Consider the following 16,490-nt stretch of genomic DNA (forward strand, 5'->3'; position numbering starts at 1 on the left):
GAGGCGGAGCCGCAGCGAAAGCGAGTCTGAATAGGGCGTTTAGTACGTGGTCGTAGACCCGAAACCAGGTGATCTACCCATGTCCAGGGTGAAGTTCAGGTAACACTGAATGGAGGCCCGAACCCACGCACGTTGAAAAGTGCGGGGATGAGGTGTGGGTAGCGGAGAAATTCCAATCGAACCTGGAGATAGCTGGTTCTCCCCGAAATAGCTTTAGGGCTAGCCTTAAGTGTAAGAGTCTTGGAGGTAGAGCACTGATTGGACTAGGGGTCCTCATCGGATTACCGAATTCAGTCAAACTCCGAATGCCAATGACTTATCCTTAGGAGTCAGACTGCGAGTGATAAGATCCGTAGTCAAAAGGGAAACAGCCCAGACCGCCAGCTAAGGTCCCAAAGTGTGTATTAAGTGGAAAAGGATGTGGAGTTGCTTAGACAACTAGGATGTTGGCTTAGAAGCAGCCACCATTTAAAGAGTGCGTAATAGCTCACTAGTCGAGTGACTCTGCGCCGAAAATGTACCGGGGCTAAATACACCACCGAAGCTGCGGATTGATACCAATGGTATCAGTGGTAGGGGAGCGTTCTAAGGACAGTGAAGTCAGACCGGAAGGACTGGTGGAGTGCTTAGAAGTGAGAATGCCGGTATGAGTAGCGAAAGACGGGTGAGAATCCCGTCCACCGAATGCCTAAGGTTTCCTGAGGAAGGCTCGTCCGCTCAGGGTTAGTCAGGACCTAAGCCGAGGCCGACAGGCGTAGGCGATGGACAACAGGTTGATATTCCTGTACCACCTCTTTATCGTTTGAGCAATGGAGGGACGCAGAAGGATAGAAGAAGCGTGCGATTGGTTGTGCACGTCCAAGCAGTTAGGCTGATAAGTAGGCAAATCCGCTTATCGTAAAGGCTGAGCTGTGATGGGGAAGCTCCTTATGGAGCGAAGTCTTTGATTCCCCGCTGCCAAGAAAAGCTTCTAGCGAGATAAAAGGTGCCTGTACCGCAAACCGACACAGGTAGGCGAGGAGAGAATCCTAAGGTGTGCGAGAGAACTCTGGTTAAGGAACTCGGCAAAATGACCCCGTAACTTCGGGAGAAGGGGTGCTTTCTTAACGGAAAGCCGCAGTGAATAGGCCCAAGCGACTGTTTAGCAAAAACACAGCTCTCTGCGAAGCCGTAAGGCGAAGTATAGGGGGTGACACCTGCCCGGTGCTGGAAGGTTAAGGAGAGGGGTTAGCGTAAGCGAAGCTCTGAACTGAAGCCCCAGTAAACGGCGGCCGTAACTATAACGGTCCTAAGGTAGCGAAATTCCTTGTCGGGTAAGTTCCGACCCGCACGAAAGGTGTAACGATTTGGGCACTGTCTCAACCAGAGACTCGGTGAAATTATAGTACCTGTGAAGATGCAGGTTACCCGCGACAGGACGGAAAGACCCCGTGGAGCTTTACTGTAGCCTGATATTGAATTTTGGTACAGTTTGTACAGGATAGGCGGGAGCCATTGAAACCGGAGCGCTAGCTTCGGTGGAGGCGCTGGTGGGATACCGCCCTGACTGTATTGAAATTCTAACCTACGGGTCTTATCGACCCGGGAGACAGTGTCAGGTGGGCAGTTTGACTGGGGCGGTCGCCTCCTAAAGTGTAACGGAGGCGCCCAAAGGTTCCCTCAGAATGGTTGGAAATCATTCGTAGAGTGCAAAGGCATAAGGGAGCTTGACTGCGAGACCTACAAGTCGAGCAGGGACGAAAGTCGGGCTTAGTGATCCGGTGGTTCCGCATGGAAGGGCCATCGCTCAACGGATAAAAGCTACCCCGGGGATAACAGGCTTATCTCCCCCAAGAGTCCACATCGACGGGGAGGTTTGGCACCTCGATGTCGGCTCATCGCATCCTGGGGCTGTAGTCGGTCCCAAGGGTTGGGCTGTTCGCCCATTAAAGCGGTACGCGAGCTGGGTTCAGAACGTCGTGAGACAGTTCGGTCCCTATCCGTCGTGGGCGTAGGAAATTTGAGAGGAGCTGTCCTTAGTACGAGAGGACCGGGATGGACGCACCGCTGGTGTACCAGTTGTTCTGCCAAGGGCATAGCTGGGTAGCTATGTGCGGAAGGGATAAGTGCTGAAAGCATCTAAGCATGAAGCCCCCCTCAAGATGAGATTTCCCATAGCGTAAGCTAGTAAGATCCCTGAAAGATGATCAGGTTGATAGGTTCGAGGTGGAAGCATGGTGACATGTGGAGCTGACGAATACTAATAGATCGAGGACTTAACCATATAATATGTAGCAAATGTTATCTAGTTTTGAAGGAATATGCCTTCATAGTTTGGTGATGATGGCAGAGAGGTCACACCCGTTCCCATACCGAACACGGAAGTTAAGCTCTCTAGCGCCGATGGTAGTTGGGACCTTGTCCCTGTGAGAGTAGGACGTCGCCAAGCAACTAAACACGAGTCAAATGACTCGTGTTTTTTCGTGTTTTCTTTTATAATCCATAGTAATTAAAAAAATATGCTTAAATAATTACTATTTTGATTAAATGCAGGGGAATGTGGCTAGGATAGTGAATAAGCAAAAGAGTTGCAAATTTTATTAATACGTATATAATTAAAGTCAAAGATAGTCAAAGTCAATAAAGGTGGCGGATAAATGAGAAATATATCTGATATCATTGAGCAATATCTAAAGCAAGTTATTGACTTAAGTAATAATAATGTGATTGAAATCAAAAGAAATGAGATTGCGGATCGATTCGAGTGCGTACCATCTCAAATCAATTATGTAATCAATACCCGTTTTACATTAGAAAGAGGATTTGTAGTAGAAAGTAAACGTGGTGGAGGAGGTTACATTCGCATTATAAAAGTCAAACTGCATGATGATATAGACATTATTGATCAAATGCTTCATATGATTGATCATAGCGTTGCACAAGGGAATGCAGAGAGTATGATTATACGTTTATTAGAAGAGGGAATCATAACAGGCCGTGAAGCAAAATTAATGTTAAGTGTACTAGATCGTTCTGTATTATCAATGGATATTCCTTCTCGAGATGAACTTAGGGCTCGAATATTATGCGCAATGTTAAGAACACTGAAATATAAATAAATACAGCTTTTGTAAAAGAATGATAATTAAGATAGGGCAGTTAAATATTGTAGAAGTTTTGAAAAAGAGCATGTACTTTTATCTGAGTGGATTAAGGAAAGAGGACAATCTAGTAATGTATGAAAAGTATCATGAGGTAGATCGTTCCTGTTGTAAAGGTGGGGATATTGATGACTTGTCAAAACTGTAATATAAGACCAGCAACTTTACATTATACAAAAGTAATCAACGAGAAGAAGGCGGAAGTTCATCTTTGTGAGCAATGTGCGGAGCAAAGTGGCTATACGTCTTTCTTTCAATCATCACAGTCTAACTTTTCATTTCATGATGTATTTGCTGGTTTATTACACGGTGAATCAACAATGTTTGGAGAAGGAAAAAACGGGTTTTCAAATACAAATACAGTAAGATGTCCAGATTGTAAGATGACATATGAACATTTTACAAAAGTGGGACGCTTTGGTTGTGCTTCTTGTTACGATACATTTAAAGGACACTTAAACCCATTGTTAAAGCGACTTCATGGTGGACATACAGAACATTGTGGAAAAATTCCGGAACGAATGGAAGGAAATATCCACTTAAAGAAAGAATTAGATGAACTAAAACTTATTCTGAAACAATATGTACAGAATGAGGAGTTTGAGAAAGCTGCTGAGGTAAGAGATGAAATTCGAGGGCTTGAAACTCAGCTTAGTGAGCATAGAGAGGGGGAGTAGTTCTATGTCACTGGACAAAATTATGAATGAAGCGATTAGTCCATGGATGAAGGGGGATGGCCCTGATTCTGATATTGTTTTAAGTAGTCGAATTCGTTTGGCTCGTAATTTTAAGCAATATCAATTTTCTACTATGCAAAACGAAGAGGAAGCTCAAAAGGTTCAAGAATTATTTAAAAAGAAATTTATAAATAAAGCGGTAGAGCCCTTTGGGAAGTTTGGACTATTAAAAATGAATGAACTAACTCCTCTTCAAAGGAGAGTTTTAGTCGAAAAGCATTTAATTAGTCCAAATCTAGCAGGGACCGAATATGGAGCATGTCTGTTATCAGAAAGCGAACACATTAGTGTGATGCTTAATGAGGAAGACCACATTAGGATTCAGTGCCTATTTCCAGGACTACAGTTATCAAAGGCTCTTCAAAGCGCCAATCAAATAGATAATTGGATTGAGAAAGAGGTTGAATATGCTTTTGATGAATCACTTGGATATATTACGAGTTGTCCTACTAACGTTGGTACAGGATTAAGAGCTTCTGTAATGATTCATTTACCAGGGCTGGTTTTAACAAAAAGAATTAGCCGTATTATACAAGTAATTCAAAAATTAGGTTTAGTAGTAAGAGGAATATACGGTGAAGGTAGCGAAGCGTTAGGTAATATATTTCAAGTATCAAATCAAATGACGTTAGGGAAATCCGAAGAAGATATTATTGCAGATTTAAAGAGTGTCATGCAGCAAATTATACAACAAGAAAAATTGGCCAGAGAATTAATTGTACAAAATTCGAGCATTGAGCTTGAAGATAAGGTTTATCGTTCTTACGGTATACTAGCAAACAGTCGTTTAATTCAATCTGCAGAAGCGGCAACTTGCTTATCGGATGTACGACTCGGTATTGATCTAGGATATATAAAAGGTATATCGAGAAATATTTTGACTGAGCTAATGGTTCTTACGCAACCTGGTATTTTACAACAATATGCAGGAGGACCTTTAGGACCAGAAGAAAGAGATTATCGAAGAGCAACCTTAATCCGTGAGCGATTACGTATTGAAAAAAACTAAGCGCAAGTAGGAGGCGATTTCTATGATGTTTGGAAGATTTACAGAAAGAGCACAGAAAGTATTAGCTTTATCTCAAGAGGAAGCAATTCGCATTGGGCATAATAACATTGGAACAGAACATATTTTACTTGGGCTTGTACGCGAAGGTGAAGGAATTGCAGCAAAAGCGTTAATTGCTCTTGGATTGAGCCCGGAGAAAGTGCAAAAAGAGGTAGAAGCGTTAATTGGACGTGGAACAGAAGCTTCTCAAACTGTACATTATACACCTCGTGCTAAAAAAGTTATTGAATTGTCTATGGATGAAGCGCGTAAGCTAGGACATTCTTACGTTGGAACAGAACATATTTTACTTGGCTTAATCCGTGAAGGTGAAGGTGTAGCGGCACGTGTATTAAATAATTTAGGTGTAAGCCTCAACAAAGCAAGACAACAAGTGTTACAACTTCTTGGAAGTAACGAAGCAAGTTCAGGTCACCAAGGTGGTTCATCGACAAATGCAAATACACCGACACTAGACAGTTTAGCGCGCGACTTAACAGTTGTTGCACGTGAGAATCGTTTGGATCCTGTTATTGGACGTAGTAAAGAAATTCAACGTGTAATTGAAGTGTTAAGCCGTAGAACAAAAAACAATCCAGTGTTAATTGGAGAGCCTGGTGTAGGTAAAACAGCAATTGCTGAAGGGTTAGCACAGCAAATCGTAAATAATGAAGTTCCTGAAACGTTAAGAGATAAGCGTGTTATGACACTAGATATGGGGACAGTGGTAGCTGGGACGAAATATCGTGGTGAGTTTGAAGATCGTTTAAAGAAAGTAATGGATGAAATACGTCAAGCAGGGAATATTATTCTATTTATTGATGAACTTCATACATTAATCGGTGCAGGTGGAGCAGAAGGTGCAATCGATGCATCGAATATTTTAAAACCATCTTTAGCACGCGGAGAATTACAATGTATTGGTGCGACAACTTTAGATGAGTATCGTAAATATATTGAAAAGGATGCAGCTTTAGAGAGACGTTTCCAGCCAATTCATGTTGATGAGCCGAGTCTAGAAGAATCAACTCAAATCTTGAAAGGGTTACGCGATCGTTATGAGGCGCATCACCGTGTGTCTATTACAGATGATGCAATTGATGCAGCTGTAAAACTTTCTGATCGTTATATTACGGATCGTTTCTTACCGGATAAAGCAATTGATTTAATTGATGAAGCTGCTTCAAAAGTTCGCTTGCGTTCTTATACAACACCACCAAACTTAAAAGAGCTTGAAGTGAAGCTTGAGGAAATTCGAAAAGAAAAAGATGCGGCTGTACAAAGTCAAGAGTTTGAAAAGGCTGCTTCCTTACGTGATATGGAACAACGCTTACGTGAGAAATTGGAAGATACAAAACGTCAGTGGAAAGAGCAACAAGGAAAAGAAAATTCAGAGGTTACGGTAGAAGATATTGCAAATGTCGTTTCTACATGGACACGTATCCCTGTTTCTAAACTTGCACAAACAGAGACTGATAAATTATTAAACTTAGAATCCATTCTTCATGATCGTGTCATCGGTCAGGATGAAGCTGTAGTGGCTGTAGCGAAAGCTGTTCGTCGTGCAAGAGCAGGATTGAAAGATCCGAAACGTCCAATTGGTTCATTTATTTTCTTAGGGCCAACAGGTGTAGGTAAAACAGAATTAGCAAGAGCATTGGCAGAATCTATGTTCGGTGATGAGGATGCAATGATTCGCATTGATATGTCTGAGTATATGGAGAAACATTCAACTTCTCGCTTAGTTGGTTCTCCTCCAGGATATGTTGGGTATGAAGAAGGCGGACAATTAACAGAGAAGGTTCGTCGTAAGCCTTATTCAGTTGTCCTATTAGATGAAGTAGAGAAGGCACATCCTGATGTATTTAATATTCTACTACAGGTATTGGAAGATGGTCGTTTAACTGATTCTAAAGGACGTACAGTTGATTTCCGTAATACGATTGTTATTATGACGTCTAACGTTGGTGCTGAGGCGTTAAAACGTAACAAACATCTTGGATTTAACGTACAAGATGAAAGCCGTGATTATTCGGATATGAAAGGTAAAGTAATGGATGAGCTGAAAAAGGCATTTCGTCCAGAATTCTTAAACCGTATTGATGAAATTATCGTATTCCATATGCTTGAGAAAAAACATATTCAAGAAATTGTGACTCTTATGGTAAATCAGTTAGTGAATCGCTTAAAAGAACAAGAAATTGAATTGCACTTAACAGAAGGAGCGATTGCAGCTATTGCTGATAAAGGGTTTGATCGTGAATATGGTGCTCGTCCACTACGTAGAGCAATTCAGAAGCATGTAGAAGATAGACTATCGGAAGAACTTTTAAAAGGTGCTATTGAGAAAGGTCAAAAAGTTATCTTTGATGTAGAAGGGGAAACATTTGTCATTCATAGTGCTGAAAAGGTAAAATAAGTATAGACAAACTAAGAGGGCTACGAGATAGCCCTCTTTCTTGTACGAGAAGGTCAAATGTTTATAGATGAAAGCGAAGTGAAATATAAAAAGATATGGCTAAAAAGAAAACAAAATTCACATGTCAAGAGTGTGGTTATCAATCACCAAAATATATGGGTAAATGTCCAGGGTGTGGTCAATGGAATTCGCTTGTTGAAGAGATGGAACCCGTTGTATCATCCAGACGCCTAAATTATGCAAATGCAATTCAAACAGAAGTAACAAAACCAAGACGTCTTACAGAAGTAGAAACAAAGTCTGAGGCACGTATTGAAACAAAATTTCAAGAGTTTAACCGTGTACTAGGTGGCGGAATTGTAGATGGATCTTTAGTACTTATTGGTGGGGACCCTGGGATTGGAAAATCAACGTTATTATTACAGATTTCCTCGCAATTAGCAGATGCTTCATATGATGTATTGTATATATCAGGTGAGGAGTCAGCAAAGCAGATTAAACTTCGTGCAGATCGTTTACATGTAAATGGTAGTAATCTATTTGTTGTATCAGAGACAGATTTACAGCGTATTGCAGCACATATTGAAGAGATGAATCCTGCTTTTGTTGTTATTGATTCTATTCAAACGATACATTTACCTGAGGTGACATCAGCTCCTGGTAGTGTGGCGCAAGTACGTGAATGTACAGCAGAATTAATGAAACTTGCAAAAACAAAGGGAATCCCAATTTTCATCGTAGGACATGTGACAAAAGAAGGTGCAATTGCGGGACCGCGTATGCTAGAACATATGGTCGATGCAGTTCTTTACTTTGAAGGAGATCGACACCATACATATCGTATTTTACGAGCTGTAAAGAATCGTTTTGGTTCTACGAATGAAATGGGTATCTTTGAAATGAAAGAACTTGGCCTTGCAGAAGTCTTAAATCCTTCTGAAATTTTCCTTGAGGAAAGACCAGTTGGAGTTGCAGGTTCAACAGTAGTTGCCTCAATGGAAGGAACAAGACCAGTTTTAGTAGAAATACAGGCATTAATTTCCCCTACTAGTTTTGGAAATCCTCGAAGAATGGCGACAGGAATTGATCATAATCGTGTCTCGCTTATTATGGCGGTACTAGAGAAAAGAACAGGTTTACTATTACAAAATCAAGATGCGTATTTAAAAGTAGCTGGTGGTTTGAAATTAGACGAACCGGCAATTGATTTAGCTGTCGCCTTAAGTATAGCTTCAAGTTTTAGAGATAAATCTACGGCACCAACTGATGCGGTAATAGGAGAAGTTGGATTAACTGGAGAAATAAGAAGAGTATCAAGAATTGAACAACGTGTACAAGAAGCAGCTAAATTAGGATTTCAACGTGCTATCATTCCTAGAAAAAATTTAGGGGGATGGACAATTCCAGAGGGGATTGAGGTTGTAGGTGTTTCTAATTTGGGAGAAGCGCTTCGTTTGACATTAGGAGGCTAGGCTATGGAAGAAAATAAGCAACGTGTCAAAAGTATGATTAACATTTTACAGCTCGTGGCCCCAGGAACACCACTGCGCGAAGGGATAGATAATGTACTTCGCGCACAAACGGGGGGACTAATTGTTCTTGGGTATAATGAGCAGATTAAAAGCATTGTTGATGGTGGTTTTCATATTAATTGCGCATTCTCTCCTGCTAGTTTATATGAATTAGCAAAAATGGATGGAGCACTTATTTTAAATGAAACTGGAAGTAAAATTTTAATTGCAAACGCACAGTTAGTTCCAGATTCATCTATTGATTCTATTGAAACAGGTATGCGTCACCGAACAGCAGAGCGTGTAGCAAAGCAGACGGGCAGCCTTGTTGTGGCCATTTCACAAAGACGTAATGTAATTACGCTATATCAAGGGAACTTACGTTATACATTAAAAGATATAGGTGTCATTTTAACGAAGGCAAATCAAGCAATTCAAACGCTAGAAAAATATAAGGCTGTATGGAATGACGGCATTACGAATTTGGGTATTCTAGAATTTGAAGAGGTCGTTACAATGTCCGAGGTGGTTCACGTTTTACATAGTGTTGAAATGGTGCTGCGTATTAAAAATGAAATATTGAGCTATATTCATGAGTTAGGAACAGAAGGTAGGTTAATTCGTTTACAGCTTACAGAATTACTAGCTGATTTAGAGGCAGAGGCAGCATTGTTAATTAAAGATTATCACCAGGAGAAAACACAAGACCATCATCAAATCTTGAAAAAGTTACAAGATCTTGCAAATACACAACTTTTAGAGGATAGTGATTTAGTTAAATTGCTTGGCTATCCAGGACAAACAAGTTTAGAAGAAAGTGTGACACCTAGAGGGTACCGAATCACAAGCAAGATTTCTCGTGTTCCGCCACTTATTATCGAGAATTTAATTAATCGATTTAAAACATTGCAAGGTGTTTGCCGAGCAACTATTAATGAATTGGATGATGTGGAAGGAATTGGAGAAGTGAGAGCGAAGAAAATACGAGAAGGTCTAAAAAGAATTCAAGAGCATCTCTATATGAGTAGACACAATTAAGAATATTACATTGATTCTATAATATAACGACACTAGAACATTTTTGGTATATGATATGATATATTGGTAAATAAAACTATTTACAAAAAAACACGTCCGCTTTTGCATTCGGCGTTTTGATTAGCGAAACAATGGTTAATAATGAGTAGGAGGTGGTTGGATGTTAAAACGGATTGTACAGCTCTTCTTTTTAGTGATCGGGGGAGCGTTAGGGATTTACTTAATCCCAAAAATTATTAATGTATTAGATATCGGTGCGGTTCCTTTGTTGGAAGGATCGTATGTTCGTGCAATTATTGGTGCAATTATTTTATTTTTAACAACATTTTGGCTTGTAGATTATATTGTTCAACTTATTAAGCATATTGAAGAGGCTCTGGTAAAGGCGCCTGTAGCAGATGTTTTATTTGGTACATTAGGATTAATCTCTGGTCTTATTGTTGCATATTTAATTTTGATACCAATTCGTGAATTTACAATTCCAGTTATTAGTACGGTGTTGCAAGTGTTCTTCACCCTTTTACTTGGATATTTAGGATTCCAAGTAGGATTTAAAAAGAGGAATGAATTGCTAGGATTATTTACATTACCCCAACGCGGAGGTAAGAAGAAAAACAATAGTGAGAATGAAGAGGTAGAGGTCGAAGCAGAAAAATCTACGACTCATTGGAAAATTCTCGATACGAGTGTAATTATTGACGGACGTATTGCAGATATTTGCCAAACAAAGTTTTTAGAAGGAACAATTGTCATTCCGCAATTCGTATTAGAAGAGCTTCAGCATATTGCCGATTCTTCAGATGCTTTAAAGCGTAATCGTGGCCGCAGAGGGCTAGACATTTTAAATCGTATTCAAAAGGAGATGCCAATTCCGGTAGAAATTTATGAAGGCGATTTCGATGATATCCAAGAAGTAGATAGCAAGCTTGTAAAGTTGGCAAAAATCACTGGTGGAACTGTAGTAACAAACGATTTCAATTTAAACAAAGTTTCTGAATTACAAGGGGTTACGGTGTTAAACATTAATGATTTAGCTAATGCGATTAAACCAGTCGTACTCCCTGGTGAAGAATTAAGTGTTTATGTTGTGAAAGATGGTAAAGAACAAAATCAAGGTGTTGCATACTTAGATGATGGTACGATGATTGTAGTAGAAGATGGTAGAGAGTATGTGGGTTCACAACTTGACGTACTTGTTACTAGCGTATTACAAACATCGGCTGGTCGTATGATTTTCGCAAAACGTAAATTGCTAGAAAAAGCATTATAAGTAGAGGATTATTAATATGTATACATTAATTATTCCGGCAGCGGGCCAAGGAAAACGAATGGGTGCTGGTAAAAATAAGTTATTTTTACTTATAGATGAAGTACCAATTATTGTGCACACATTGCGTGCTTTTGAAAAAGATAAAGCGTGCAAAAGTATTATTATGGCAATTAACGAAGAAGAACGCCCGTATTTTGAAGAGTTAATGCAGAAGTACCAGATTGAAAAGCACGTACAATTCATTCAGGGTGGAGCCGAAAGACAAGATAGCGTCTATAACGCACTTCAGTATGCGAGTGGTGTCGAATATGTTCTTGTGCATGACGGGGCGCGCCCGTTCGTAACGAATAAAGTGATTCGCGATGTATTAACTGCAGCAGAAAAATATGGAGCTTCCATTTGTGCAGTGCCAGTAAAAGATACTGTTAAGAAAGTAGAGCAGGGTGTTGTTGTAGAAACGGTAGAGCGATCTCAACTTAACGCTGTACAAACACCACAAGGATTCTCTGTTTCTCTTTTGCTAGAAGCTCATAGAAGCGCAAAGCAAAGTTGTTTTCTTGGCACAGATGATGCAAGTCTTGTAGAACGTGTTGGGAAGCAAGTAGGTGTAGTAGAGGGGAGTTACTATAATATTAAAGTGACGACTCCGGAAGATCTATTAATTGCTGAAAGTTTCCTACGTGTTCAAAAGAAATAACATTGATGACGTGTTAATAAAGAAAAGCTCGGCAACAGCCGGGCTTTTCTTTATAAGGATAGCGATATAATATAGAGTCATAAAGCTCAGTAGTTTAGCTTAAGGAGGAAGTAAGGATGTTTCGAATTGGACAAGGTTTTGATGTACATGAATTTGCGGAAGGGCGACCGTTGATTATCGGTGGAATTACAATTCCACACGAGAAAGGATTAATCGGCCATTCAGATGCAGATGTATTGTTACATACGATTGCTGATGCATGTTTAGGTGCGATTGCAGCAGGAGATATCGGAAAGCATTTTCCTGATACAGACCCAGCTTTTAAAGATGCAGATTCAGCTGTATTGTTACAAAAAGTTTGGGAATTTGTGCGTGAACAAGGTTACGAGTTAGGAAATTTAGATTGTACAATTATTGCTCAAAAACCAAAAATGGCACCACATATTGAGAGTATGCGTAAGCGCATTAGTGAACTGTTAGAAACGTCTATCGATAACATTAATGTAAAGGCAACAACAACAGAAAAATTAGGATTTACAGGTAGAGAAGAAGGGATTGCTTCTCAAGCGGTTGTTTTATTACAGAAAAAATAATGGTTTTTAATTCGTAAGATGGATAATCACATTTTTTTGGTGTACAATTATAGAATGTGTTGACATTAAGAATGGAAGGTGTACCAATTATGGAAAAGCAAGTGAGAGTGCGCTACGCGCCAAGTCCAACAGGACACTTACATATCGGAAATGCGCGTACGGCATTATTTAATTATTTATTTGCTCGTCATTTAGATGGCAAATTTATTATTCGTATTGAAGATACTGATGTAAAACGTAACGTGGCTGGTGGAGAAGAAAGCCAATTAAAATACTTGAAATGGCTCGGTATGGACTGGGATGAAGGTGTTGATGTTGGTGGTGAATTTGGACCATATCGCCAAACAGAGCGTTTAGATATTTATAAAAAATTATATGAAGATTTATTAGAGCGTGGTCTAGCTTATAAATGTTATATGACAGAAGAAGAGCTAGAAGCAGAGCGTGAAGGACAAATCGCTCGCGGTGAAACACCTCGTTACGCAGGTAACCACCGTGAATTAACTGAAGAACAAGTGAAAGAATTTGAAGCTGAGGGACGTATTCCAAGTATTCGTTTCCGTGTACCAGCTGATCGTGACTACACATTCAAAGATATTGTAAAAGATGAAGTTGCGTTTCATTCAAATGATTTCGGTGATTTTGTTATTGTGAAAAAGGATGGAATTCCAACTTATAACTTTGCAGTAGCAGTAGATGATCATCTAATGGAAATTACACATGTACTTCGTGGTGATGATCATATTTCAAATACACCGAAACAAATGATGATTTATGAAGCTTTCGGCTGGGATATTCCACAATTCGGTCATATGACTCTAATTGTTAATGAAAGTCGTAAAAAGTTAAGTAAGCGTGATGAATCTATTATTCAATTTATTGAGCAATATAAAGAGCTTGGGTATCTTCCAGAAGCAATCTTTAACTTTATTGCACTACTAGGTTGGTCTCCGGTAGGAGAAGAAGAAATCTTCTCTAAAGATGAGTTTATCAAAATGTTCGATGCAGCTCGTTTATCAAAATCACCTGCATTATTTGATTCTCAAAAACTAAAATGGATGAACAACCAGTATATGAAAAAGCAAGATTTAGATACGGTTGTAGAGTTAAGCTTACCGCATTTAGTGAAAGCTGGACGTGTGGGAGAAACTTTAAGCGAACAAGACCAAGCTTGGATTCGTGATGTAATTGCTTTATACCATGAACAAATGAGTTTTGGAGCTGAAATTGTAGAGCTTTCTGAAATGTTCTTTAAAGATCATGTTGATTATGAAGAAGAAGGACAAGAAGTATTAAATGGTGAACAAGTACCTGAAGTACTTCGTGCATTTGCTGGTCAAATAGAAGCTCTAGAAGCAATGGAGCCAGCAGCAATTAAGGCAGCGATTAAAGCAGTTCAAAAGGAAACAGGACATAAAGGTAAAAATTTATTTATGCCAATCCGTGTTGCAACTACAGGACAAACGCATGGTCCAGAGCTTCCGAATGCTATTGCACTTCTTGGAAAAGAAAAAGTTTTAAATCGTCTTCAAAAAGTAATTGGTTAACATTTTCTAGGTTTAGAAATATAATAAGTATACCTAAAACCTAATAAGGAAAAGCGACGAGAAGGAGAAGTAGAAAATCAGGCTTTTTACAGAGAGAACCACCTTTAGGCTGGGAGTGGTTTATAAGCGGATTTTTGAAATGCCCCTTCGAGTCTTCTGCTGAACAGCGAATTGCTTCGTGGGATGTCTTAGGCCGCAAAGTAAGCAGAAGCGGTTTACACCGTTATCATGGATGAGTTTGAGGCTTTTTTAAGCCTAAACAGAGTGGAACCGCGCTTAAAAGGCGTCTCTGTCAATATGACAGAGACGCCTTTTTTTTATACCGTGTAAATAGGTATGAATATAGAATTTATCTCCTTATATAAAGAATTAGGGGAGAAGTGATGAGTTAGGGGAGTTAGTTCGCTCGACAAAAAAGCAGCCCATAAAGGGGAGGGAACACCGATGTTTAAGAGGCTTCGGGAAGATATTGAAGTCGTTTTTGAACAGGATCCAGCGGCAAGAGGTTATTTCGAAGTCATTTTAACTTACTCTGGATTACATGCAGTTTGGGCCCATCGAATTGCACATGCTTTTTATAAAAGAAATTTTTTCTTTCTTGCACGTTTTGTTTCACAAGTGAGCCGCTTTTTTACTGGCATTGAGATCCATCCAGGAGCAACAATTGGTCGACGTTTTTTCATAGATCATGGAATGGGAGTTGTAATCGGAGAAACTTGTGAAATTGGTGATAATGTAACGATTTATCAAGGGGTTACATTAGGTGGTACAGGAAAAGAAAAAGGAAAGAGGCATCCAACAATTCAGGATAATGTATTAATTGCGACGGGTGCTAAAGTTCTTGGTTCTATTACTGTGGGAGAGAATTCTAAAATCGGAGCAGGGTCTGTCGTATTAAAAGAAGTTCCTGCACATTCTACAGTTGTAGGTATACCTGGCCGTGTCGTTATTCAAAATGGAGTAAAGATTGGTCAAGAATTAAATCACTCTGACCTTCCGGATCCGATTTTTGATAAATTAAAGGCTATGGAAGTAGAACTTGATAAATTGAAGAAACAATTGGAATTAAAGGTAGAAAGGAAGGATAAAAATGACTATTCACATTTATAATACGTTAACACGTCAAAAAGAAGAGTTTGTTCCATTAGAAGAAAATAAGGTAAAGATGTATGTATGCGGACCTACAGTTTATAACTACATTCATATTGGGAATGCAAGGCCTCCTATGGTATTCGATACAGTGCGTCGTTATTTAGAATACAAAGGATACGATGTGCAATATGTATCTAACTTTACGGATGTAGATGATAAATTAATTAAAGCGGCAAATGAATTAGGTGAAGATGTACCGACAATTGCTGATCGTTTTGTTGAAGCGTACTTTGAAGATGTAACAGCACTAGGTTGCAAACACGCAACAGTTCATCCTCGTGTAACAGAAAATATGGATATCATTATTGAATTTATTCAAGAACTTGTGAATAAAGGGTATGCATATGAATCAGAGGGTGATGTGTACTTTAAGACGAAGGAATTCGAAGGTTACGGTAAATTATCACATCAACCAATCGCAGATTTACGTCACGGTGCTCGTATTGAGGTAGGGGAAAAGAAACAAGACCCTCTTGATTTTGCTTTATGGAAAGCTGCGAAAGAAGGAGAAATCTTCTGGGAAAGCCCTTGGGGGCAAGGACGTCCAGGATGGCATATTGAATGCTCAGCAATGGCGCGTAAGTACTTAGGGGATACAATTGACATTCATGCTGGTGGTCAAGACTTGGCTTTCCCACATCATGAAAATGAAATTGCGCAGTCAGAGGCATTGACTGGAAAAACGTTTGCACGTTACTGGATGCATAATGGATATATTAATATTAATAATGAGAAGATGTCTAAATCGCTTGGTAACTTTATTTTAGTTCACGATATTATTAAGCAATACGACCCGCAGTTAATTAGATTCTTTATGTTATCAGTACACTATCGTCACCCGATTAACTTTAGTGAAGAGTTATTACAAAGTACGAATAATGGACTGGAAAGAATTAAAACAGCTTATGGAAACTTAAAGCATCGTATGGAGAGTAGTACGGATTTAACGGATCATAATGAGAAATGGTTAGCTGAAATAGAGAAATTCCAGACTGCATTTGAAGAGGCAATGAATGATGACTTTAACACTGCAAATGCAATTACCGAATTATACAACGTAGCAAATCATGCAAATCAATATTTACTTGAAGAGCATACATCTAAAGTTGTGATTGAAGCATACGTAAAACAACTGGAAACGTTATTTGATATTTTAGGATTAGAATTATCAAAAGAAGAATTACTGGATGAAGAAATTGAAGAGCTTATCCAAAAGCGCATTGAAGCTCGTAAAAATCGTGATTTTGCATTGTCTGATCAAATTCGTGACGATTTAAAAGAACGTAATATTATTTTAGAAGATACCGCTCAAGGTACAAGATGGAAAAGAGGATAAGG

At 39.2% G+C, this 16,490-nt stretch carries 12 protein-coding genes, 2 rRNA genes and 1 other annotated feature (1 of these 15 running past the window's edge); all 14 genes read left to right on the forward strand.

Annotated features, from left to right (window positions below):
- Positions 1-2,263, forward strand: a 23S ribosomal RNA gene (locus ACX9TM_RS00500) (it extends 659 nt beyond the left edge of the window).
- A gap of 49 nt (positions 2,264-2,312) precedes the next feature.
- Positions 2,313-2,428 (forward strand): 5S ribosomal RNA (gene rrf, locus ACX9TM_RS00505).
- 208 nt (positions 2,429-2,636) lie between these two features.
- Positions 2,637-3,098, forward strand: a complete 462-nt coding sequence (ctsR, locus tag ACX9TM_RS00510) for a transcriptional regulator CtsR (RefSeq protein WP_001244565.1) — start codon at positions 2,637-2,639, stop codon at positions 3,096-3,098.
- A 170-nt stretch (positions 3,099-3,268) separates the two neighbouring features.
- Entirely contained in the window at positions 3,269-3,817 is a 549-nt protein-coding gene (gene mcsA / locus ACX9TM_RS00515) for a protein-arginine kinase activator protein McsA (RefSeq protein ID WP_000128399.1), read from the forward strand.
- Between the two features lie 4 nt (positions 3,818-3,821).
- A complete protein-coding gene (mcsB, locus tag ACX9TM_RS00520; protein WP_000050842.1) occupies positions 3,822-4,886 on the forward strand; it encodes a protein-arginine kinase McsB in 1,065 nt (354 codons plus the stop codon).
- Between the two features lie 22 nt (positions 4,887-4,908).
- A complete protein-coding gene (gene clpC, locus ACX9TM_RS00525) occupies positions 4,909-7,344 on the forward strand; it encodes an ATP-dependent protease ATP-binding subunit ClpC (RefSeq protein WP_000971183.1) in 2,436 nt (811 codons plus the stop codon).
- Positions 7,345-7,439: 95 nt separating this feature from the next.
- On the forward strand, positions 7,440-8,816 hold the full coding sequence (gene radA / locus ACX9TM_RS00530; protein WP_001085202.1) for a DNA repair protein RadA: 1,377 nt from the start codon (positions 7,440-7,442) through the stop codon (positions 8,814-8,816).
- A 3-nt stretch (positions 8,817-8,819) separates the two neighbouring features.
- Positions 8,820-9,893, forward strand: a complete 1,074-nt coding sequence (gene disA, locus ACX9TM_RS00535) for a DNA integrity scanning diadenylate cyclase DisA (protein WP_000392163.1) — start codon at positions 8,820-8,822, stop codon at positions 9,891-9,893.
- 160 nt (positions 9,894-10,053) lie between these two features.
- Positions 10,054-11,163 carry a PIN/TRAM domain-containing protein gene (locus ACX9TM_RS00540; RefSeq protein WP_000919677.1) on the forward strand — a complete coding sequence of 370 codons (1,110 nt, stop codon included), beginning with the start codon at positions 10,054-10,056 and terminating at the stop codon, positions 11,161-11,163.
- 16 nt (positions 11,164-11,179) lie between these two features.
- Entirely contained in the window at positions 11,180-11,860 is a 681-nt protein-coding gene (gene ispD, locus ACX9TM_RS00545; protein WP_000288284.1) for a 2-C-methyl-D-erythritol 4-phosphate cytidylyltransferase, read from the forward strand.
- Positions 11,861-11,976: 116 nt separating this feature from the next.
- The gene (gene ispF / locus ACX9TM_RS00550; RefSeq protein ID WP_000488386.1) at positions 11,977-12,453 is read left to right on the forward strand and encodes a 2-C-methyl-D-erythritol 2,4-cyclodiphosphate synthase; all 477 of its coding nucleotides are present in this window, start codon (positions 11,977-11,979) and stop codon (positions 12,451-12,453) included.
- 89 nt (positions 12,454-12,542) lie between these two features.
- Positions 12,543-14,000, forward strand: a complete 1,458-nt coding sequence (gene gltX / locus ACX9TM_RS00555) for a glutamate--tRNA ligase (protein ID WP_000415143.1) — start codon at positions 12,543-12,545, stop codon at positions 13,998-14,000.
- A 47-nt stretch (positions 14,001-14,047) separates the two neighbouring features.
- Positions 14,048-14,294, forward strand: a binding site (T-box leader).
- A 150-nt stretch (positions 14,295-14,444) separates the two neighbouring features.
- Entirely contained in the window at positions 14,445-15,110 is a 666-nt protein-coding gene (gene cysE, locus ACX9TM_RS00560; RefSeq protein ID WP_000476497.1) for a serine O-acetyltransferase, read from the forward strand.
- Positions 15,091-16,488, forward strand: a complete 1,398-nt coding sequence (cysS, locus tag ACX9TM_RS00565; protein WP_000152276.1) for a cysteine--tRNA ligase — start codon at positions 15,091-15,093, stop codon at positions 16,486-16,488. The genes cysE and cysS overlap by 20 nt, the downstream gene beginning before the upstream one ends.
- The last annotated feature ends 2 nt before the right edge of the window (positions 16,489-16,490 follow it).

It is taken from the genome of Bacillus sp. LH1 (assembly GCF_057924895.1).

Coding starts and splice junctions, on each gene's coding strand:
- gltX (WP_000415143.1), top strand. CDS start 12,543: ATGGAAAAGCAAGTGAGAGTGCGCTACGCGCCAAGTCCAACAGGACAC.
- radA (WP_001085202.1), top strand. CDS start 7,440: ATGGCTAAAAAGAAAACAAAATTCACATGTCAAGAGTGTGGTTATCAA.
- cysE (WP_000476497.1), top strand. CDS start 14,445: ATGTTTAAGAGGCTTCGGGAAGATATTGAAGTCGTTTTTGAACAGGAT.
- ctsR (WP_001244565.1), top strand. CDS start 2,637: ATGAGAAATATATCTGATATCATTGAGCAATATCTAAAGCAAGTTATT.
- ispF (WP_000488386.1), top strand. CDS start 11,977: ATGTTTCGAATTGGACAAGGTTTTGATGTACATGAATTTGCGGAAGGG.
- ACX9TM_RS00540 (WP_000919677.1), top strand. CDS start 10,054: ATGTTAAAACGGATTGTACAGCTCTTCTTTTTAGTGATCGGGGGAGCG.
- disA (WP_000392163.1), top strand. CDS start 8,820: ATGGAAGAAAATAAGCAACGTGTCAAAAGTATGATTAACATTTTACAG.
- mcsB (WP_000050842.1), top strand. CDS start 3,822: ATGTCACTGGACAAAATTATGAATGAAGCGATTAGTCCATGGATGAAG.
- mcsA (WP_000128399.1), top strand. CDS start 3,269: ATGACTTGTCAAAACTGTAATATAAGACCAGCAACTTTACATTATACA.
- cysS (WP_000152276.1), top strand. CDS start 15,091: ATGACTATTCACATTTATAATACGTTAACACGTCAAAAAGAAGAGTTT.
- ispD (WP_000288284.1), top strand. CDS start 11,180: ATGTATACATTAATTATTCCGGCAGCGGGCCAAGGAAAACGAATGGGT.
- clpC (WP_000971183.1), top strand. CDS start 4,909: ATGATGTTTGGAAGATTTACAGAAAGAGCACAGAAAGTATTAGCTTTA.